This is a genomic window from Streptomyces olivaceus, assembly GCF_000721235.1.
Taxonomy (GTDB): domain Bacteria; phylum Actinomycetota; class Actinomycetes; order Streptomycetales; family Streptomycetaceae; genus Streptomyces; species Streptomyces olivaceus.
Map to the genome: position 1 here is coordinate 42613 of NZ_JOFH01000020.1, position 19074 is coordinate 61686.

General features: G+C 74.1%; 16 protein-coding genes. 10 read left to right on the top strand and 6 right to left on the bottom strand.

Annotation, left to right across the window (positions count from 1 at the left end):
- The first annotated feature begins 16 nt into the window (after nucleotides 1-16).
- Complete coding sequence (locus tag IG94_RS0122425) at nucleotides 17-613, top strand: NADPH-dependent FMN reductase (RefSeq protein ID WP_031039921.1); 597 nt, start codon at nucleotides 17-19, stop codon at nucleotides 611-613.
- An 18-nt stretch (nucleotides 614-631) separates the two neighbouring features.
- Here IG94_RS0122425 and IG94_RS0122430 read toward each other — a convergent pair whose 3' ends face one another.
- The 3 genes from IG94_RS0122430 to IG94_RS0122440 form a co-directional block, all read right to left on the bottom strand.
- Nucleotides 632-1477 (bottom strand): endonuclease I family protein, encoded by an 846-nt coding sequence (locus IG94_RS0122430; protein ID WP_031039923.1) that lies wholly within the window; start codon nucleotides 1475-1477, stop codon nucleotides 632-634.
- Nucleotides 1478-1680: 203 nt separating this feature from the next.
- Complete coding sequence (locus IG94_RS0122435; RefSeq protein ID WP_031039931.1) at nucleotides 1681-3963, bottom strand: ArnT family glycosyltransferase; 2283 nt, start codon at nucleotides 3961-3963, stop codon at nucleotides 1681-1683.
- 107 nt (nucleotides 3964-4070) lie between these two features.
- The gene (locus IG94_RS0122440; RefSeq protein ID WP_052410793.1) at nucleotides 4071-5108 is read right to left on the bottom strand and encodes a hypothetical protein; all 1038 of its coding nucleotides are present in this window, start codon (nucleotides 5106-5108) and stop codon (nucleotides 4071-4073) included.
- Nucleotides 5109-5250: 142 nt separating this feature from the next.
- Here IG94_RS0122440 and IG94_RS0122445 point away from each other — a divergent pair, with 142 nt between their 5' ends.
- The 9 genes from IG94_RS0122445 (at nucleotide 5251) to IG94_RS0122485 (ending at nucleotide 15992) form a co-directional block, all read left to right on the top strand.
- Entirely contained in the window at nucleotides 5251-5913 is a 663-nt protein-coding gene (locus IG94_RS0122445; protein WP_031039937.1) for a TetR/AcrR family transcriptional regulator, read from the top strand.
- A 198-nt stretch (nucleotides 5914-6111) separates the two neighbouring features.
- A complete protein-coding gene (locus tag IG94_RS0122450; protein WP_031039940.1) occupies nucleotides 6112-7131 on the top strand; it encodes an esterase-like activity of phytase family protein in 1020 nt (339 codons plus the stop codon).
- Nucleotides 7132-7249: 118 nt separating this feature from the next.
- Nucleotides 7250-10981: an ABC transporter ATP-binding protein gene (locus IG94_RS0122455; protein ID WP_031039944.1), complete on the top strand. Its 3732-nt coding sequence runs from the start codon at nucleotides 7250-7252 to the stop codon at nucleotides 10979-10981.
- 380 nt (nucleotides 10982-11361) lie between these two features.
- Nucleotides 11362-11484, top strand: a complete 123-nt coding sequence (locus IG94_RS41845) for a lasso RiPP family leader peptide-containing protein (RefSeq protein ID WP_107060642.1) — start codon at nucleotides 11362-11364, stop codon at nucleotides 11482-11484.
- Between the two features lie 166 nt (nucleotides 11485-11650).
- Nucleotides 11651-13483 (top strand): asparagine synthase-related protein, encoded by a 1833-nt coding sequence (locus IG94_RS0122465; RefSeq protein ID WP_052410794.1) that lies wholly within the window; start codon nucleotides 11651-11653, stop codon nucleotides 13481-13483.
- Between the two features lie 9 nt (nucleotides 13484-13492).
- Nucleotides 13493-13750 (top strand): lasso peptide biosynthesis PqqD family chaperone, encoded by a 258-nt coding sequence (locus IG94_RS0122470; protein ID WP_031039950.1) that lies wholly within the window; start codon nucleotides 13493-13495, stop codon nucleotides 13748-13750.
- Nucleotides 13747-14172 carry a lasso peptide biosynthesis B2 protein gene (locus IG94_RS0122475; protein WP_372457686.1) on the top strand — a complete coding sequence of 142 codons (426 nt, stop codon included), beginning with the start codon at nucleotides 13747-13749 and terminating at the stop codon, nucleotides 14170-14172. The genes IG94_RS0122470 and IG94_RS0122475 overlap by 4 nt, the downstream gene beginning before the upstream one ends.
- Nucleotides 14169-15104, top strand: coding sequence for a daunorubicin resistance protein DrrA family ABC transporter ATP-binding protein (locus IG94_RS0122480; RefSeq protein WP_031039957.1), 936 nt, complete (start codon nucleotides 14169-14171; stop codon nucleotides 15102-15104). Before IG94_RS0122475 ends, IG94_RS0122480 begins: the two co-directional genes overlap by 4 nt.
- Nucleotides 15105-15137: 33 nt before the next feature.
- Nucleotides 15138-15992, top strand: coding sequence for an ABC transporter permease (locus IG94_RS0122485; RefSeq protein ID WP_031039960.1), 855 nt, complete (start codon nucleotides 15138-15140; stop codon nucleotides 15990-15992).
- A 27-nt stretch (nucleotides 15993-16019) separates the two neighbouring features.
- Here IG94_RS0122485 and IG94_RS0122490 read toward each other — a convergent pair whose 3' ends face one another.
- Genes IG94_RS0122490 through IG94_RS0122500 form a run of 3 tightly spaced genes read right to left on the bottom strand, consistent with a single transcriptional unit; the run spans nucleotide 16020 to nucleotide 18960 of the window.
- A complete protein-coding gene (locus IG94_RS0122490) occupies nucleotides 16020-16697 on the bottom strand; it encodes a response regulator transcription factor (RefSeq protein ID WP_031039963.1) in 678 nt (225 codons plus the stop codon).
- Entirely contained in the window at nucleotides 16640-17806 is a 1167-nt protein-coding gene (locus IG94_RS39715; protein ID WP_157852297.1) for a hypothetical protein, read from the bottom strand. The genes IG94_RS0122490 and IG94_RS39715 overlap by 58 nt, the downstream gene beginning before the upstream one ends.
- Nucleotides 17803-18960, bottom strand: a complete 1158-nt coding sequence (locus tag IG94_RS0122500; protein WP_157852299.1) for a sensor histidine kinase — start codon at nucleotides 18958-18960, stop codon at nucleotides 17803-17805. The genes IG94_RS39715 and IG94_RS0122500 overlap by 4 nt, the downstream gene beginning before the upstream one ends.
- Nucleotides 18961-19074: the final 114 nt, after the last annotated feature.

Consider the following 19074-nt stretch of genomic DNA (forward strand, 5'->3'; position numbering starts at 1 on the left):
CGCGACCGTGAGGTGCATGACCAACGACACGCACAAGCTCGTGATCCTCGTCGGCAGCGTCCGTGAGGGGCGGTTCGGGCCCGTGGTGGCCTCCTGGGTGGCTGAACGGGCCCGCCTCCACGGGGGGTTCGACGTGGAGGTCGTCGACCTCGCCGACCACGACGTCCCGCTCGCCCTGCCCGCCGCCTCGCCCAAGTACGCGGGCGACGCCTACCCGCGCCCCGACACCATGGCCCCGCTCACCGCCGCACTGGACGGCGCTGACGCGTTCGTCGTGGTCACGCCCGAGTACAACCACAGCTATCCGGCGTCCCTGAAGGCCGCCATCGACTGGCACTTCACCCAGTGGACCGCCAAGCCGGTCGGCTTCGTCAGCTACGGCGGCGCGGCGGGCGGCCGGCACGCGGTGCTGCACCTGGAGAACGTCCTGACCGAACTCCACGCCGTGACCGTCCGCGACGGCCTCGCCTTCCCGAAGTACTACACCGCCTGGCAGGACGGCCGCTCGCTCGACGCCGACGCGCCCGGGTACGCCAAGACCCTGCTGGACCAGTTGGCCTGGTGGGCGGCGGCGCTGCGCAAGGCTCGCGCGGCCGCCCCCTACCCGGGCTGAGAACCGCTGCCGGAACGGCTACCAGATCGAGCCGACCCACTCCGGGTGGTCGACGAACGGGTTGCGGTTGTGCTGGAAGTCGTCGTAGATGACCTGGTTGCGGTTCTCCTCGAAGGCGTCCGGCGGGTCCTCGTCGCTCCACTGCTTCAGCACGTCGAGCTTGCCCATGTACGGGGCGCTGCCGTTGTCGACGTTCCCGTTGACCTCCAGGTCGGCGAAGCCGTCGTCGCCCTCGTAGCGGACCGCCATGTAGAAGATCATGCGGGCCACGTCGCCCTTGACGGCGTCGCGTGGTTCGAAGGAGTCCGAGTCGGTGAGGCTGCCGCCGCCGTTGGCGACCTCGCTGCCGCCGTTGTCGAAGTCCTTGTTGCCGCGGGCGCTGTTGACCTGGACGTCCGAGGGACGCAGGTGGTGGATGTCGGTGCCGGGGCCGGTGGCGGTGCCGAAGTCGCCGTGGGACTTGGCCCACGTGTGCTCGCGGTTCCAGTCGCCGTTGTCGCCGCCGTTGAGCGACTTGCTCCGGGAGTCGCCCGAGTAGAGCAGGATCACGTTGCTGCTGTTGTCGGGGTCCTCGTCGGTGACCTTCAGCGCGTCCCAGACCGCCGAGTACGACAGCTTGGTCTGGTCGCTGATGATCGTGTGGAGCGAGGACTTGAGGCTGTCGCCCGTCTTGCCGACCGCGTCCTTGTAGTACGTGTCGTCGTAGTCCGAGTTCGCCGTCGTCGAGGGGCCGGACGGCGCCGTGACCGGTGCCGTGGCCGCCGTCGCCGGGCTCGCCGTCAGTGAGGGGGCGGCGAGTCCGGCGAGGACCGCGGCCGCGGCGAGCGCCGCCGCCTTACGGCGCCGGGTGCGTATCGCGAGCATGTGGGGTGTCCGATCTACGCGTGTGGATTGAACGGTGGAACGAGCGTGACATGTGCATGTGGGAGGTGGGGTGTACAGAGCGTGTTGATTACGTGACGGCGGCCCCCGGCCGGAAAAGGCGGGGGGCCGCCGTGGCGGTTGGGGCGGGTGATCGCCGTGGGGAGTGGTTAGTCTGATGATCCTTCCGGTGGGTGGTGCGGTGGTCAGTCCACGTCCGCGGGGTCCAGCCGGTAGAGGCCGGACGCGCTGTCCGACTGCGAGCCCTGTGAGCCGGACTGCGAATCGGACTGCGACTCGGAGTCGGACGCGTCGGTGGAGGTGCCGCCGTACTCGCTCTCGTCCACGGCCGTGCCGTGCTCCTGGATCCACTCGGTCACCTGGGAGCTGAGTCCGTCGCCGCCGCCGGGGCCGCCGCCCATGCCCCCGCCGACCTGGACGTAGTGCAACTCGCCCTTCTGCACCAGCTCCTTGAGCCTGGCGAGGGTCATCGCGTTGTCACTGCCGGACCAGCCCCACATGGAGATGACCGGTTCGCCGCTGCTGAGGATGAGCTGCGCGGCGCTCTGCGAACTCGACACGGCGAGCAGCCACTTGGCACCGTCCTGGTGCTTCTTCAGGTAGGCGACCAGTTCGGTGCTCGCACCGCCCATGCCGCCGCCTCCGCCGCCCGGACCGCCCATGCCCCCGCCGCCGCCGTTTCCGCCGGAGCCTCCGGTGTCGCCCTGCTGCCCGTCCGTGCCCGCGCCGCTGCCCTCCGGGGCCGTGCCGGTCGAGTCGCTCGCACCCTCGGAGGCCCGGCCGTCGCCGCCGCCCGGGGTGGACCCGCCGTCCGGGGCCGATCCACCGCCGGGGAAGCTCCCTCCTCCCGGACCGCCCCGGCCGCCGCCCTGCGGCTGTCCGCCCGGGCCCCCGCCGCCGGGCGCGCCCTCGCCGCCGCCCGGGGCCCCGCCCCGGCCGCCGCCTCCGCCGCCCGGACCGCCCATGCCGCCGCCCGTCGAAGGCCCCGCGGTCGGGTTGGTCCCGCCCATGCCGCCCCCGGAACCGGACGGCACCGACCAGGCGTACGCCGCCGGACCCGCGATGCCCGCGACGACGGCCGCCGCCACGGACACCGCCAGCAGCCGCACCCGGCGCCCCGAGCGGAAGACCAGCAGTCCGGCGACCGCCAGCGCCATGACCACCGCGACCGACGGCCACAGCCAGGTGTTCCAGCCGGAGGCGCGGCGCAGCAGCACGACCGCCCAGAGGCCGGTGACCCCGAGGGCGAGCGGCAGGACCCACACCCAGCGCCGGTCGGCCCGGAAGGCGCGCAGCAGCATCACGCCGCCGCCCCCGCAGAGCGCGGCGATGCCCGGTGCGAGCGCGGTCGTGTAGTACGGGTGCATGGTGCCCTCGGCCATGCTGAACGTCAGGTAGTGCAGGACCGTCCAGCCGCCCCACAGCACGAGCGCGGCCCGGGTGAGGTCGGTACGGGGCGCCCGGCCGCACAGCACCAGGCCGCCGGCGAGCGCGATGCCCGCGAAGGGGAGCAGCCAGGAGATCTGGCCGCCGAGGACGTCGTTGAACATCCGCCCGATGCCCGCGGTGCCCGAGAAGCCACCGCCGCCGCCACCTGCTCCGCCGCCTCCGCCCATGTTGCCGTCGCCGCCGAGGATCCGGCCGAGCCCGTTGTAGCCCAGGATCAGGTCCCACGCCGTGCCGTCCGTCGAACCGCCGATGTACGGCCGCTCGGAGGCCGGTACCAGGGACACGGCAGCCGCCCACCAGAAGCTGGCGACGGCCAGGGCGACCGCGGCGAGCGCCAGGTTCCGGACGCGCTTCGCCCAGCCGAGGTCGCTCGCGTACACGTACACGAGGAAGACCGCCGGCAGCGCGATCCAGCCCTGGAGCATCTTCGTGTTGAAGGCCAGCCCGAAGCAGACCGCCGAGCCCAGCAGCGGCAGCAGCCGCCCGTCGCGGGTCGCCCGCAGGCCGAGCGCCGCCCCGGCCACCATCAGGAACACCAGGAGGGTGTCCGGGTTGTTGTCCCGGTTGATGGCGACCGTGATCGGGGTCAGCGCCAGCGCCAGCGCGGCGACCGCCGCCGCGCCGTGGCCCCACACCCGCCGCACGGACGCGTGCAGGATCCAGATCGTCGCCAGCGCGGCCCCGATCAGCGGCAGCATCATCTGCCAGGTTCCGTAGCCGAAGAGGCGGCAGGACAGGCCCATGACCATCAGGGCGAGGGGCGGCTTGTCGACGGTGAGGAAGTTCCCCGCGTCCAACGAGCCGAAGAACCACGCCTTCCAGCTCTCGGTGCCGCTGAGCACGGCGGCACTGTAGAAGCTGTTCAGTCCGGACCCGGAGAGGTTCCAGGCGTACAGCCCGGCCGCCAGCGCGAGGATCGCGAGCAGCGCGGGCCGCGACCACCGGGGCGGGGCGTCGGCGGGGGAGGGGGCGGGCGGCTCGGTGGCCGCGTGCGGTGAAGCGGTGGCAGAAGATGTCACCGGGCCACCGTCTCCACGGCCGTTGGGCGCGGGCTGTGGTCCGCCTGGGGACAGGCTGTGAATCTCCGGGCGGGAGCGCCCGCCCCGCGTCAGGTCGGGCCGTGCGGTCACACCGTCGGCCGGGCAGCGCCCTTCCTGCGGTTGCGGCGGTCGGCGGCGAGCATGAGGACCAGGCCGACGGCGGCCCAGGCGGTCAGGACGAGCGCCGGGCCTCCCGCGCCGGTGCCGTCGAAGTAGGCGTTGGCGCGCAGCAGGCTGCCCGAGGCGCCGGGCGGCAGGAGCTGCCCGAAGCCGGACCAGCCGTCGGGCAGCCAGTACGGGCCGGTGGGGAGGCCGGAGAGCGGGTTGCCGAGGAACATCGTTACCGCGGCCCCGGCGCCGAATCCGGCGAAGCCGAACAGAGACTCGAGCCCCAGGAAGGGAACGGCGAGTGCGGCCATGCCCAGGGCGAGCCCGAGCGAGGTGATCCAGAAGTTGCCGTCGAGCGTGCCGGTCCCGTACGTGAGAACGGCGCTGACGGCGGCTCCCGCCGCGAGCGCGAAGGCCACCACTCCGGCGAGCCGGGTCCGCAGCCTGGCGTGGCCGGGGAAGACCTGGAGCAGGACGATCGCGGGGAGCATGCCGCCGAAGACCATCGGGAGCGCGGCGCCGGTCAGTCCGGTGCCCCGCGGGTCGTCCTCCGGGAACGGCACGAGGTCCTCAACGGTGGCGGAGACGTGCTGCTGCTCGGCGAGCGTCTCGCCGAGCCCGCCGATCGCGGTGGAGATCAGCTGACCGCCCGCGGTCGCGGTGAGGACGGTGACGCCGTCGGAGCCCAGGACGATGCCGCCCACGGCGTCACGGTCCTCGATGGCGTCGGTGAGGGCCTCGGCATCGTCGTACACCGTGACGTCCCACGCGTCGCCGTCCAGCTTCGCCTGCACGCTCTGCGCGGCGGGGCCGGTGACGCCCAGCGGGGCGTGGTGGGGGCCGCCGTTGACGGACGGCAGGGCGAAGGCGCACAGCATCACGGTGATCGCCGCGGTCAGGCCGACCACGATGGCGGCGAGCCGTATGACGGGCTTCCGGCCGCCCGGCGGCGGGGCGGCGGAGGAGGCGCCGCCGTCCGGCTCCGATGCGGCGGAGGTGGTGAGGTTCGTGGACATGGCAACCGTCCCGGGAGAGAGGGAGAGAGGGAGAGAGGGAGAAGGAGGCGGGGAGGATCTGTCTCACTATAAACTCATCATGCGCTGAGTTCATCATGTGATGACTTAATGCGGACCGACGGGCGGCGGGCATCATGGGGGCATGAAGAGCGTCGACGATGTGCGTGAGGCGGGCGGTGCCGACCGCGAGCGGGCCGGGGCGGTGGCCGGGGCGGTTCCGGCGGGCAAGCACGCCGGTGGCCGGCGGCCCGGGGAGACCCGCACCCGGGAGGCGATCCTGGACGCGGCCCGGGCGTGTTTCGCCGAGCGCGGGTTCGACGCGACGAGCATGCGCCGCATCGCGGAGGCCGCGGAGGTGGACCAGTCGCTGGTCCACCACTTCTACGGCACGAAGGAGAACCTCTTCCTGCAGGCGCTGGAGGTGCCGCTGAAGATGCCGCAGGCCCTCGCCGCCGCCGCGGAAGGCGGACGCGAGGGGGTCGGGGAGCGCATGGTGCGCGCGCACCTCGCGCTGTGGGACGACCTCTCGACGCGGCCCGCGCTCATGACCATGGTGCGTTCGGCGTCCGTGCACCGCGTGGCCGCCGCCCGGCTGCGCGAGACCGCGACCACGATCCTGGCGGACGCGCTCGGCAACGTGGTCACGGGCGAGGACGCGGTCCTGCGGTCGAACCTGATCGCCACCCAGCTCATCGGACTCGCGATGATGCGGTACATCGCGGTCCTCGAACCCCTGGCCGCTGCCGACACCGACACCGTGGTCCGCTACTACGGCCCCGCTCTCCAGGCGATCGTGGAGGGCTGAGGCGCCGTCCGGCGGCAAGCCCCAACTCCCGGGCGGCCCGTCCGGCGGCCGGCCGGGCCCGGGGCGCGGACTCGCGGGGTGCCGGAAATCCCAGGGGTGCCGGAGACTCCGGGGCGCCGGAAACGCCCGGGCGCGCGGAACCCCGTCCTTCGAGAAGCGGCCAACTCCCGGCCACCCCCGCGCCCTAGGGTGACGGCCATGCGCCCGAGAATCCTCCGTACCGCCCTCGCAGCCCTCACCGCAGGCCTCGCCGCGGCCGGCTGCCTCACCGCCGCCGGACCTGCCGCCGCCCAGGGAAGCTCTCCGGGGAACTCCCAGCGGAACGCCTGCTCGCGCTCCGTCTCCCTCGCCGGCTTCTCCGACGTCCTCGACAAGACGACGTACGACGGCACCTACGTCGGCAACCTCTCCGCCCTCGCCCCCGACCGGCGCGGCACCGTGGCCGCGCTCGCCGACCGCTCGTCCCTCTTCCGGCTGGACGCGCGGACCCTGCAGCCGTGGGGCGTGGTCCCGCTCGCCGACGAGGAGGGCGCCGCGCTCGACTCCGAGGGGCTGGTCGTCGACCGGGACGGCACCTACCTCGTCTCCTCCGAGACCGAGCCGTCCGTCCGCCGCTACTCCCGCACCGGCGAGATCCTCGGCCGCCTCCCCGTGCCGGACGACCTCCGCACCGCTCCCGAGGGACGCGCGCAGGAGAACGGGAGCTTCGAGGGGCTGACCCTCCTCCCCGGCGGTCGCACGCTGCTCGCCTCGATGGAGTACCCGCTCGACGGCGACCCCGCCGACCTGGTCCGCCTCCAGACCTGGCAGCGGACGCGGGACGGCGGCTTCCGGCTCGGGGACCGGTACACGTACCGGACGGACGCCGGGCTCGGCGTCTCCGAGGTCACCGCCCTGCCCGACGGGCGCCTGCTCGTCCTGGAGCGGGGCTTCACCTCCGGCGTCGGCAACACGATCCGCCTCCACCTGGCCGACCGCCCCGGCCGCGGCACCCCGCGCGGCACCCCGCTCCCCAAGCGGCTCCTCGCCGACCTCGCCGACTGCCCCTCGCTCGGCGCCACCGCCGGGCAGCCCCAGCCCAACCCGCTCCTCGACAACTTCGAGGGCATGGCCGTCACCGGCCGCTCCCGGGACCGTACGGACGTCCTGATCGTCAGCGACGACAACCAGAACGACGTACAGACGACCCGCTTCCTCAGGCTCCGCGTGCGCACGTGAGCGACTGCCGCCCGTGAGCGGTGCCCCGAATTGTTACAGCGGGATGAAATCCCACCTCGCCCGTGTTGGAGCCTTCCGGTAGATCAGGTGAGCAGGACGACCGACCGGAGGGCACCGCGTGGACGCGCAACGGGGATGGGCACGACGACTGGCGGCCTACGCCCGGCGCCATCCCAAGGACGTCGTACTGGCTCTCGGCGCCTCGCTGGGCGGCATGGCGGTCATGGCCCTCGTCCCCCTGATCACCAAGGTGATCATCGACGACGTGATCGGTGCGAAGGCCCGGTCCATGGCCGTCTGGGCCGGGCTCCTCGTCGGCGCCGCGGCCGTCGTCTACGTCCTGGCGTACATCCGCCGCTACTACGGCGGCCGCCTCGCCCTCGACGTCCAGCACGACCTGCGCACCGACATGTACGCGACGATCATGCGGCTGGACGGGCGACGGCAGGACGAGCTGTCCACGGGACAGGTCGTCGGGCGGGCGACCAGCGACCTCCAGCTGATCCAGAGCCTGCTCTTCATGCTCCCGATGACCATCGGGAACGTGCTGCTCTTCCTGATCTCCCTGGGCATCATGGCCTGGCTGTCCCCGCCGCTCACCCTGATCGCGCTGGCCGTCGCCCCGGCGCTGTGGTTCATCGCCCGCCGCAGCCGGACCCGCCTGCACCCCGCCACCTGGTACGCGCAGGCGCAGGCCGCGGCCGTCGCCGGGGTGGTCGACGGCTCGGTCGGCGGCGTACGCGTCGTGAAGGGCTTCGGGCAGGAGGAGCAGGAGACCGGGAAGCTGCGGGAGGTCGGGCGCAGGCTCTTCGCCGGACGGCTGCGGACGATCAGGCTGAACGCCACCTACACCCCGGCCCTCCAGGCCGTCCCCGCGCTCGGGCAGGTCGCCATGCTGGCCCTCGGCGGCTGGCTGGCGGTGCGCGGGCACATCACGCTCGGCACCTTCGTCGCCTTCTCCACCTACCTCGCCCAGCTCGTCGGCCCGGTCCGCATGCTCGCCATGGTCCTCACCGTCGGCCAGCAGGCCCGTGCCGGCACCGAGCGGGTCCTGGAGCTGATCGACACCGAGCCCGCGATCAAGGACGGCACGAAGGTGCTGCCGGCCGACGCCCCCGCGACCGTCGAGTTCGACGACGTCGCCTTCGGCTACGACACGGACGGCGAGGACGGCCGCCCGGTCCTCGACGGGCTCTCCTTCGAGATCCGCGCCGGCGAGACGCTCGCCGTCGTCGGCTCCTCCGGTTCCGGCAAGTCCACGGTCTCGCTGCTCCTGCCGCGCTTCTACGACGTGCGGCGCGGCGCCGTCCTCGTCGGCGGGCACGACGTGCGCGAGCTGACCCTGGACTCGCTGCGGGCCGCCGTCGGGCTGGTGCCCGAGGACTCCTTCCTCTTCTCCGACACCGTGCGCGCCAACATCGCGTACGGCCGCCCCGACGCCACCGACGAGGAGGTCGAGGCCGCGGCACGGGCGGCGCAGGCCCACGGGTTCATCGGCGACCTGCCCGACGGGTACGACACGACCGTCGGCGAACACGGACTGACCCTCTCCGGCGGCCAGCGCCAGCGCGTCGCGCTCGCCCGGGCGATCCTCACCGACCCCCGCCTGCTGGTCCTCGACGACGCCACCTCCGCCGTGGACGCCCGCGTCGAGCACGAGATCCACGAGGCGCTGAAGCAGGTCATGCGGGACCGCACCACGCTCCTCATCGCGCACCGCCGCTCCACCCTCGGCCTCGCCGACCGCATCGCCGTCCTCGACCGCGGCCGCCTCGCCGACCTCGGCACCCACGAGGAGCTGCAGGAACGCTCCGCCCTCTACCGGCGCCTGCTCACCGACCCCGACGAACTCGGCGGCGTCTCGCCCGGGCACACCCGCCCCGCCGAAAAGCTGGAGGACACCTCCGTACGCGACGAGCTGGACGCCGAGTTCGACGCCGAGCGCGGGGTCACGCCCCGGCTGTGGACCGGCGACCGGACCCCGAAGGACGCCGCCCTCGCGGGCACCCCGGCCACCCCGGAACTCCTCGCCCGGGTGGACGCGCTGCCCCCGGCGGACGGCACTCCGGACGTCGACGAGGCCAGGGCGGTCCGGCCGGAGGAGTCCTACGGCCTGCGCCGCCTGCTGGCCGGCTTCCGCACCCCCCTGCTGATCAGCCTCGCCCTCGTCGCAGTGGACGCGGGCACGGGCCTGCTGCTGCCCGTACTGATCCGGCACGGCATCGACGAGGGCGTCACACAGCTCGCCCTCGGCGCGGTCTGGGCTGCCTCGCTGCTCGGGCTGCTCGCCGTGCTCGCCCAGTGGACGGCGCAGACCGGCGAGATCCGGATGACCGGCCGCACGGGCGAACGGATCCTGTACTCGCTCCGGCTGAAGATCTTCTCCCAGCTCCAGCGGCTCGGACTCGACTACTACGAGCGCGAGCTGACCGGCCGGATCATGACCCGGATGACGACGGACGTGGACGCGCTGTCCACGTTCCTGCAGACCGGCCTGGTCACCGCCTTCGTCTCGGTCGTCACGTTCTTCGGCATCCTCGTCGCGCTGCTGGTGATCGACGTGCAGCTGGCGTTCGTCGTCTTCGCGACGCTGCCGCCGCTGATCATCGCCACGTACTTCTTCCGCCGGGCCAGCGTGAAGGCGTACGAGCTGGCCCGCGAGCGGGTCTCCACGGTCAACGCCGACCTCCAGGAGTCGGTGGCCGGGCTGCGGATCGTGCAGGCCTTCCGGCGCGAGCACGACGGCGGGCGCCGGTTCGCCGAGCGCAGCGACGGCTACCGGCAGGCCCGCATCCGCGGCCAGTGGCTGATCTCGGTCTACTTCCCGTTCGTGCAGCTGCTGTCGTCGGCCGCCGCGGCGGCCGTACTGATCGTCGGCGGCACGCGGATCGACAACGCGACCCTGACGACCGGTGCGCTGGTCGCGTACCTGCTCTACATCGACCTGTTCTTCGCGCCGGTCCAGCAGCTCTCCCAGGTCTTCGACGGCTACCAGCAGGCGTCCGTCTCCCTCGGCCGCATCCAGGAACTCCTGCGCGAGCCCGCCTCCACCCGGACCGCCGACCGGCCCCGCGGGGTGACGTCCCTGCGGGGCGAGATCGCCTTCGAGGACGTGCACTTCCGGTACGGCGACGAGGAGGAGGCCCTCACCGGCATCGACCTGCGCATCCCCGCCGGGCAGACCGTCGCCTTCGTCGGCGAGACCGGCGCGGGCAAGTCGACGCTGGTCAAGCTGGTGGCCCGGTTCTACGACCCGACCGGCGGCCGGGTCACCGCCGACGGGCAGGACCTGCGCGCCCTCGACCTGACCGCCTACCGGCACCGGCTGGGCGTCGTCCCGCAGGAGGCGTACCTCTTCCCCGGCACCGTCCGGGACGCCATCGCCTACGGCCGCCCCGACGCCACCGACGCCCAGGTGGAGGCGGCGGCACGGGCGGTGGGCGCCCACGAGATGATCGCCACCCTCACCGGCGGCTACCTCCACGAGGTCGCCGAACGCGGCCGCAACCTCTCCGCCGGCCAGCGCCAGCTCATCGCGCTGGCCCGCGCGGAACTCGTCGACCCGGACGTACTGCTCCTCGACGAGGCCACGGCCGCCCTGGACCTGGCCACCGAGGCGCAGGTCAACCACGCCACCGACCGCATAGCGGGACGCCGTACGACGCTCGTCGTCGCCCACCGGCTGACCACCGCCGCCCGCGCGGACCGCGTCGTCGTCATGGCCGACGGACGGGTCGCCGAGGACGGCACGCACGACGAACTCCTCGCGCTCGACGGCCGGTACGCCCGGCTGTGGCGGACCTTCGTCGGCGCGGCCGAACCGGAGGAGCCGGTCGGCGCGGCGCACTGACCCGCCCGGCCGCGCCGGCGGCCGTGCGACGTCCACGGCGCGCCGTACGCCTGTGCGCGGGGGCTGTACCGACCTGTGCGCAGGTGCCGCCGCGCCGCTCGACCGCGTCTCCCGGTACTCCCGGTACTCCCGCCGGAGGCGCGGACGGTCGCCACGACGCCGTCCGCGGTGGTGGGCGGACTGTTGGGCACACAGACCACCTCGCGCAGACCTCCTCGCACAGGCGCTTGTCACTCGAACAGGTGTCGTGCGCCCGAGTGGCCCGGTCCATAGCGTTGTGCCAGGCGGACGGGCCGAGTGAGCGCAACGGATCGTCCCGTCGGACCGACACCCGGCGTCCGGGACCGACCGGCGCCACTCGACAGACGGAGGTGGCTTTCATGGCCAAGGAAGACGTGTACGAGGTTCCCGCCCTGATCGAGGTCGGCGACTTCGCCGAGCTCACCCAGCTGACGTCCCAGGGCTACTGGATCGACAGCCCGTGGGGCGCCTGGTGGCTCTGAGCCACCCGTAGGCCCCACGGGGCCGGGTGACGCGGGAAGCGGCGCCGGAGCAGCAGTCCCACGCACCGGCCGTCCGCTGCCCGGTCACTCCACATCGGGGGAGAGGTCCGGCCGACTCCACACGCCGGCCGGGCCGCCCCCCTCGGCACTCCGGTGGAGGATACGCATGGAGTTCGTGGTACTTCCCGACCATCCGGCCGGTGCCGAGGTCCTCGCATCGGTGCCGTCTCCCGGGCTGCCGCGCCCCAAGGTGCTGGAGCACCACTCCGGGCGCCCCTGGCTCGTGGGCGACTGGCCGGACGACGAGATCGTGTGCGTCGGCACTGGTCCGCGCCGCCTGGTGCTGCTCGGTTGCGCGGGAGTCGACCCCGGGGCCCTGGCGGCCCGGCTGGACCGGGCCCGGTCCCCGGCGGACCTGGACGACCTCGCCCGCCTGCCCGCCGGCAGCTTCCACCTGGTCGCCTCGCTCGACGGCGAGGTGCGGGTCCAGGGCACCCTGTCCACCGCGTGCCAGGTCTTCTACACCCGGGCCGCCGGTGTCACGGTGGCGGCCTCCCGGGCCGAGAGCCTCGCCGCCCGCGCCGGCGCGGGCATCGACGAGGAACGCGTCGCCCTCGAACTGCTGTCCCCGTTCGGCCCGCCCGCGCCGCTCAGCGAGGGGTCGGTGTGGCGCGGCGTGCGCAGCCCCCGCATCGGGCACTGCCTGGAGATCCGCCGCGACGGCACCGCCCGTACCCGGCGCTGGTGGACCCCGCCCGAGCCCGAACGCCGGCTCGGCGACGGCGACTTCGTGCGCGAAGCACTGTTCGACGCCGTCGCGGCACGGACCGCGGGCCAGCCGACGGTGAGCGCCGACCTCTCCGGCGGCCTGGACTCGACGAGCCTCTGCTTCGTCGCCGCCCGCACGCCCGGCACGGACCTGGCCACCCTGCACTACGAGGGACACGGCGGCCGGGGCGAGGACCTGGCCCACGCCCGCCGGGCCGCGGAAGCGCTGCCGCAGGCCCGGCACCTCGTGGTGCCGCCGACGGACACGCCGGACTGGTACGCGCCGTTCGAGCACACCCCGCACGACCGGGAGGGCCCGTTGATGTTCGTCCGGGCCAGGGCCACCGTCGAGCACCAGGCCGGCCTCGTCGCCTCCCTGGGCGCGCGCCGCCACCTCCAGGGCGTCGGCGGCGACGAACTGTTCCTGCCGGGAGCGATGTGCCTGCACGGACTGCTCCGCCGCGACCCGGCGGCCGCGCTGCCGCACATCCGCGCGCTGCGCGCCAAGCGCCGCTGGTCGCTCGCCACGACGGCGCGCACGATGGCGGCCTCGCCGTCCTACCGCCGCTGGCTGGCCGACGAGGCGGACCAGCTCGACGCGGACCGGTCCTGGGGCTCGGGCGCCTCCTGGGAAATCCCGGCCAGGCTGCCGCCCTGGATCACCCGGGACGCCGCGTCGACCGTACGCCGCCTGATGCGCGAGGCGGTCGCGGCGGACCCCGAACCGCTGGCCGCGCTGCCGGTGCAGCACGAGATGATCTGGATCAACCGGGTCAACGGCACGGTGATGCGCCGCAATTCGAGCATCGGCGCCCACGCGGGCGTCACCTTCCACGCCCCCTACACCGACGACCGGGTACTGGAGGCGGTCCTGTCCGTGCGGCTGGCCGACCGGGTCGCCACGAACCGGCTCAAGCCGGTGCTCGCACGGGCCCTGGACGGCGTCGTACCGGCCGGGATCCTGCACCGCACCGGCAAGGACGACGCCAGCCCCACCCTCTACGCGGGCCTGCGCCGGCGCCGCGGCGAACTGCTCGACCTCGCCGAGGACACGCGCCTGGCCCGCATGGGTCTGATCGACACGGCGGAGCTGCGCCGGCTGCTGCTCGCCACGCACGCCGACACCCGGCCGCTGATGCCCTTCGACCCGACCCTCGCCTGCGAGTTGTGGCTGCGGGCCCTGCCCGCGGCGGGCGCGACCACCGCCGCCCCCTCGTCCCGAACGCCATAAGGAGGCCCGATGTCCTTCGCCCTGAAGCCCGGGGTGTCCGTCGCCGACACCGAGCACGGCACCGTCCTGCTCGACGAACGCAGCGGGCGCTACTGGATGCTGAACCGCACCGGTGCCGTCGTCCTGCGCTCTCTGCTGGACGGGGAGTCGCCGCAGGAGGCGGCGCGGACGCTGCTGCGGCGCTACCCCGACGCGGCCGACGGGGCCGGCGGCCACGTGGAGAGCCTGCTCGACGCCCTGCGCACGGCCAAGGTGATCGTCCCGTGAGCGGGGGAACCACCCTGCGCCTGGAGTCCGCGGACCCCCCGCCCTGGCCGCTGCGCCCGCCCGCCGTACTCGCCGCCGCGGTGGCACGCGTGCTGACCCGGCTGCCTCCGGCCCGGCTGCGCCGCGTACTGACGTTCGCGAGCCGGGGCGCGGGCCCCGCGAGCGCGGCGCAGGCGCTGCGGGCGCGCAACGCCGTGGTGCACGTGAGCCTGGCCTGCGCCGGTCCGCGCTGTCTGCAACGGTCCGTCGCCGCCGCGCTGCTGTGCCGGCTGGGCGGCACCTGGCCCCAGTGGTGCACCGGTGTGGTCACGGAGCCCTTCGGGGCACACGCCTGGGTGGCCGTGGACGGCGAGCCCGTGGGCGAGGCCGACGCACACGCGCGCGCCTTCCACGTCATCATGTCCGTACCGCCCCGCCGGTGAGCGCCCCCGGCTCCACGGCGATCCGCACCCGCGGCCTGCGGCGCGTCTACGGCGGCACCGTGGCCGTGCACGGACTCGACCTGACGGTGGCCGCGGGGGAGAAGTTCGGCTTCCTCGGCCCCAACGGCGCGGGCAAGTCCACCACCATCGGCATGCTCTCCACTCTCCTGCGTCCCAGCGGCGGGCGGGCGGTCGTGGCGGGAGCGGACGTCGCGCACCGCCCCGACGAGGTCAGGCGCAGGATCGGCGTCGTCTTCCAGGACCCCTCCACCGACCGTGAACTGACCGGGTGGCAGAACCTGTACTTCCACGGGCGCCTGCACGGCATGCCGCGGCGCGAGGTGCGCGCCCGGGCCCGTTCGCTGCTCGACCTGGTGGGCCTCGCCGACCGGGGCGACGCGCCCGTCGGCTCCTACTCCGGCGGTATGCGGCGCCGGCTGGAGGTGGCCCGCGCCCTGATGCACCGGCCGCGGGTGCTGTTCCTCGACGAGCCGACGACCGGACTCGACCCGCAGAGCCGGTCCCAGGTCTGGCAGAAACTGCACGAGCTGGGCCGGCGGGACGGCGTGACCGTCTTCCTGACCACGCACTACCTGGAGGAGGCCGAGAACTGCGACCGGATCGCGGTGATGGACCACGGCCGCCTGGTGGCGCAGGGGACGCCCCACGCACTCAAGTCGGCGATCGGCGCCGACGTCGTGCACCTGCGGACGGACGACGACCGCAGCACCGCCCGGTCGATCCGCGAGCGGTTCGGTCTGGACGCCGAGGCGACACCGGAGGGCGTGCGGGTCGGCGCGGCGGACGGGGCGGGCTGGGTTCCGCGGCTCTGCGCCCACCTGACCACGGGCGTCACGTCGGTGACCGTGACGAGACCCAGCCTGGACGACGTTTTCCTGCACCACACCGGCCGCTCCCTGCGCAACCCGTAGCGGCCGGACACGAGGACGAGGGAAGGAACCGACGTGCTGGAGTCCACCACGGAGCGACCCGGCCGGCTCGCGGCGCGGTCGCCCGGCCGGCGCGCCGCAGAGTTCGCCGCACTGCGGGCACTGATCCGGCGGGAGACGGTCCGGTTGGTCGCGAGCCCCGCCCAGGCGGGCCTGACGCTGCTGAACCCGCTGCTCTACTTCGTGGTCCTCGGGACCGGACTGAGCGGCATGGTCGGCTCCGAATCCGGCGGCGGGGACTACATGGCCTACGTCTACCCGGGGATCCTGATGATGGCCGTGCAGATGCCCGCGCTGAACGCGGGGATGTCCATCGTCCGCGACCGCGAGACGGGGCTGCTGCGCGCCGTGCTGGTCGCACCGGTCCGGCGCGACACCTTCCTGGTCGGCAAGTGCCTCGGCAGCACCGTGACGGCGACCGCCCAGGGCGGCCTGCTGCTCGCGTTCGCCGGCCTCGCCGGCCTGCCCTACGACCCGCTGCTGCTCCTCGCCCTGCTCGGCGAACTGGCGCTGGTGGCGTTCACCCTGACCGCGCTCGTGACCCTGGCGGCCGTCCGCATCACCCGGATCGAGACGTTCCAGTCGGCGCTCGGGGTGACCATGCTGCCGCTGTTCTTCCTGTCGGGTGCCATGTTCTCGACGGACGGCCTGCCGGTGTGGCTGGCCGCGACGACGCTCGTCAACCCGCTGACCTACGCCGTGGACGCGCTGCGGCAGACCGTGGCCGGGGCCGTGCCGGGCGGTGCGCTCCCGACCGGGCCCGACTGGGGCGGCTGGACACCGCCGCTGGCCGTCGAGCTGCTGGTGATGTGCGCTCTGGGCGTCGCCGCCCTGGTGCTGGCGGCCCGCCGCTTCTCCCGTGCCGGTTAGGGGGAGGGGGAGGGACAGGGGCGGGCGTCACGGCGCCGGCGGTCTCCACTGCGCGGAGCCCGCCAGTTCGGCGGGGGTGACCAGGCCGTCCTCGATCGCGCGGGCCAGCATGTCGGACTTCGTCGGTGCGGGCCTGCCGACCTGGGCGTACTTGACCCGGGCCCGCTTGATGTACATGTCCACGGTGTGCACGGACACGCCCATGCGGCGGGCCACCGACGCCTTGGACATGGACTGGAACCACCACAGCAGCGACGTCCGCTCCTGCTGGGACAGCCGGGGCGCCACCGGGCTGCGGTCCGAGACCAGAACGCCCGCCGTGGTCGGCGGCACGTAGGGGCGGTCCGCCGCGGCGGCCCGTACGGCGTGCAGCAGATGGGCCTGGCCCTCGTTCTTGGTGACGAACCCGTTGACGCCCGTGTTCAGTACGTCCAGCACCAGCGACTCGTCGGTGAACTGGGAGAAGACGACCAGCCGCCGGCCCTCCGCGGCGAGTTCGGCGATGTCCGACAGCACCAGCCGGCCGTCGAGGCTGAGGTCCGCGATCAGCACGTCCACGGTGCCGGCGCGCAGGTCCGCCGTGGTCTCGCCGGTGTGTCCGACACGGATGCCCGGCTCCTCGGCCAGCCAGGCCCGGACGCCGTCGATCACCACCGGGTGGTCGTCGACGATGCCGACGTCGAGCGCGGTACCGGTAGGCGCCATCGGGATTCCAGCCACAACAGGTTCTCCTTCTCGTCGAACAGCACCGATGTGCCGGCGGACCGGACGGCACGCGGCACCGCGCCGGCCGACGCGTCGGCCACCACGCCCACCGTCACCTCGCCGGCCGTCACGACGACCGTGACCCGGGCGGTGTTCCGCGCCGACGCGAGGGCCAGGATCGGGCCGTCCGTCAGCCGCCGGCGCACCGCCACGGGGAGGTCGGGCAGCTCCCCGTAGCAGACGAACGTGACGTCCACGTCGCGGCGTTCGGCGACGTCGGCGCAGGCCCGCAGCTCGTGCAGCAGCGGATGGTCCGCGTCCTCCGTCTCGGCGAACAGCCTGCGCAGCCGCGCCGCCTCGATCGCGCTCGCCCGCCGCACGCCCTCGTCCCCCGGGTGCGCCCGGCCCTCGGCCAGCTCGTGCAGCAGCGGTGCGATCCGGTCGCGCAGGTAGCGGTACCGGCGCCGCCGCTCGGCGTGCAGGGCCTCCCCGGCCGCCCGCCGCGCCATGCGGTCGGCCTGTGCCCGAGCCGCGTCGGCGGTGAGCCGGGCGGCGTGGTGCAACTCCCGGCTGAGCAGGACGAAGGCGAGTTGGATACCGGCCGTGGTGTAGGACTGGGCGATCAGGCGGGCCCAGGCCTCACCGGTGCCCAGTTCGCCGTGCGCCCCGAGCGCCACGGTCGTCAGCGCGACGGTGCAGGCCAGCAGGGCGACCAGCTCACGCATCGGGCGCTGCGCCAGAAGCAGTACGCCGAACCAGCCCACCGTGTTCGCGGCCCAGCTGAGGTCGCTGATCGCCCCGCCCCGCGGATACGCCGCGACGGCCACGACGCCGGCCAGCAGCGCGACGCACGTCAGGAGCGGGGCCGGCGGGCCGCGCAACGCGCCCCGCAGCAGGAGGACGGAGCCGACCAGCTGGACGGCGGAGAGCACCAGCCAGGAGGCCAGGGCCGCCCAGGCCGGCTCGTACCGCGACCAGCCGCGCACCAGGATCAGCGAGTCGTAGCCGAAGTGCCAGACGGCGACGATGAGCACGACCACGACGCTGATCACCCGCGTGTACCGGACCGCGACCGACTCGCCCGCGGAGGGGCCCGCACCCCTGTTCACCCGGGCCACCGCAGCGTGACGCGGGTCCCGGCGCCCGGCCGGGACTCCACGGACGCGTTCCCGCCCACGGCCGCCATCCGGCCGGTGACCGACTCCCGCAGGCCCCTGCGGTGCGCGGGCACGGTCGCGGGGTCGAAGCCGCTTCCCCCGTCCAGGACCTCCACGACCGCACCGGCCCCGACCTCTCGCGCACCCACCCGGGCCGTGGTGGTGCCGGCGTGCCGGGCGACGTTCGTCAGGGCCTCCGCGACGGCGTCCGCCAGCGCGGTCGCGACCGGACCGGGCAGCAGCACCGGCGCGGCCCTGAACTCCACGGTCAGCGGGGGCAGTCCGGGCCGCGCGGCGAAGACCGCGGTGCGCAGCGCCGCGTCCAGCCGGGCCGGCGGCGCGGCCGAGTGCCCGGAGTCCGCCGCGTCGTCCGCACCGGCACCGAGCGCCCGGATGACCCGGAGGTCGGCCGCGGCACGGTCCCGCAGCACGTCGGAGTACTCGGTGATCGCACCGGTGCTCACCATGGTGAGGGTGGCGAGCACCGTGTCGTGCAGGCGCCGCTGCTGGTCGCGCTCGTCCGCCCGGGCCGCCGCCCCGGCCGCCTCGTTCGCGCGCGCCTGCGCCCTGGCCACCAGTACGGCGTCCGTCGAGTGCGCGGCGCGGCGCAGCAGGACGAACATCCCGGCGCTCAGCAGGCCCTGGAGCAGCAGCACGACGGGCGCCTCCCGCACTCCGGGGGCGCCGGCCGTGTAGGCCGAGGCGATCACGACGGTCGCGAGCAGTCCGTGGGGCTGGCGCAGGAAGCACTGCGCGTTGAGCACGGTGACGCTGGCCACGAGGTCGATCCACCCGGTGCCGGCCGACGCCGTCAGCACCGAGGGAGGCACCAGCCGGGAATGGAGCAGGCAGAGCAGGACGCAGACCACGACGTCACCGGCACCGAACCGGCCGGCCGGGCCCCCGCGCAGGGTGCGGACGCCGAACAGGCCCGCCCACACCAGCACCGCGGCGACGCCCGACAGCACCCACCACGGACTCGCCGCCGATCCCAGCCCCAGGAGCGCCACCACCGCGGCCACCGCCGCACTCGACGTCCGCAGGACCACGGTGACCAGCAGCGCCTGACGCTCCAGGCTGCGTACGGCGGGCCCCTGGGCGGACACCGCCGCCCCTGACGGCGGGAGGAGCGGGAGAGGCAGGAGGGGAGGGGCGGCCGTGGCGGAGTCCGGGGTGCGTCCCATGCCGTCGGACGCGGCTCAGCCGGCTCGGTCGAGACG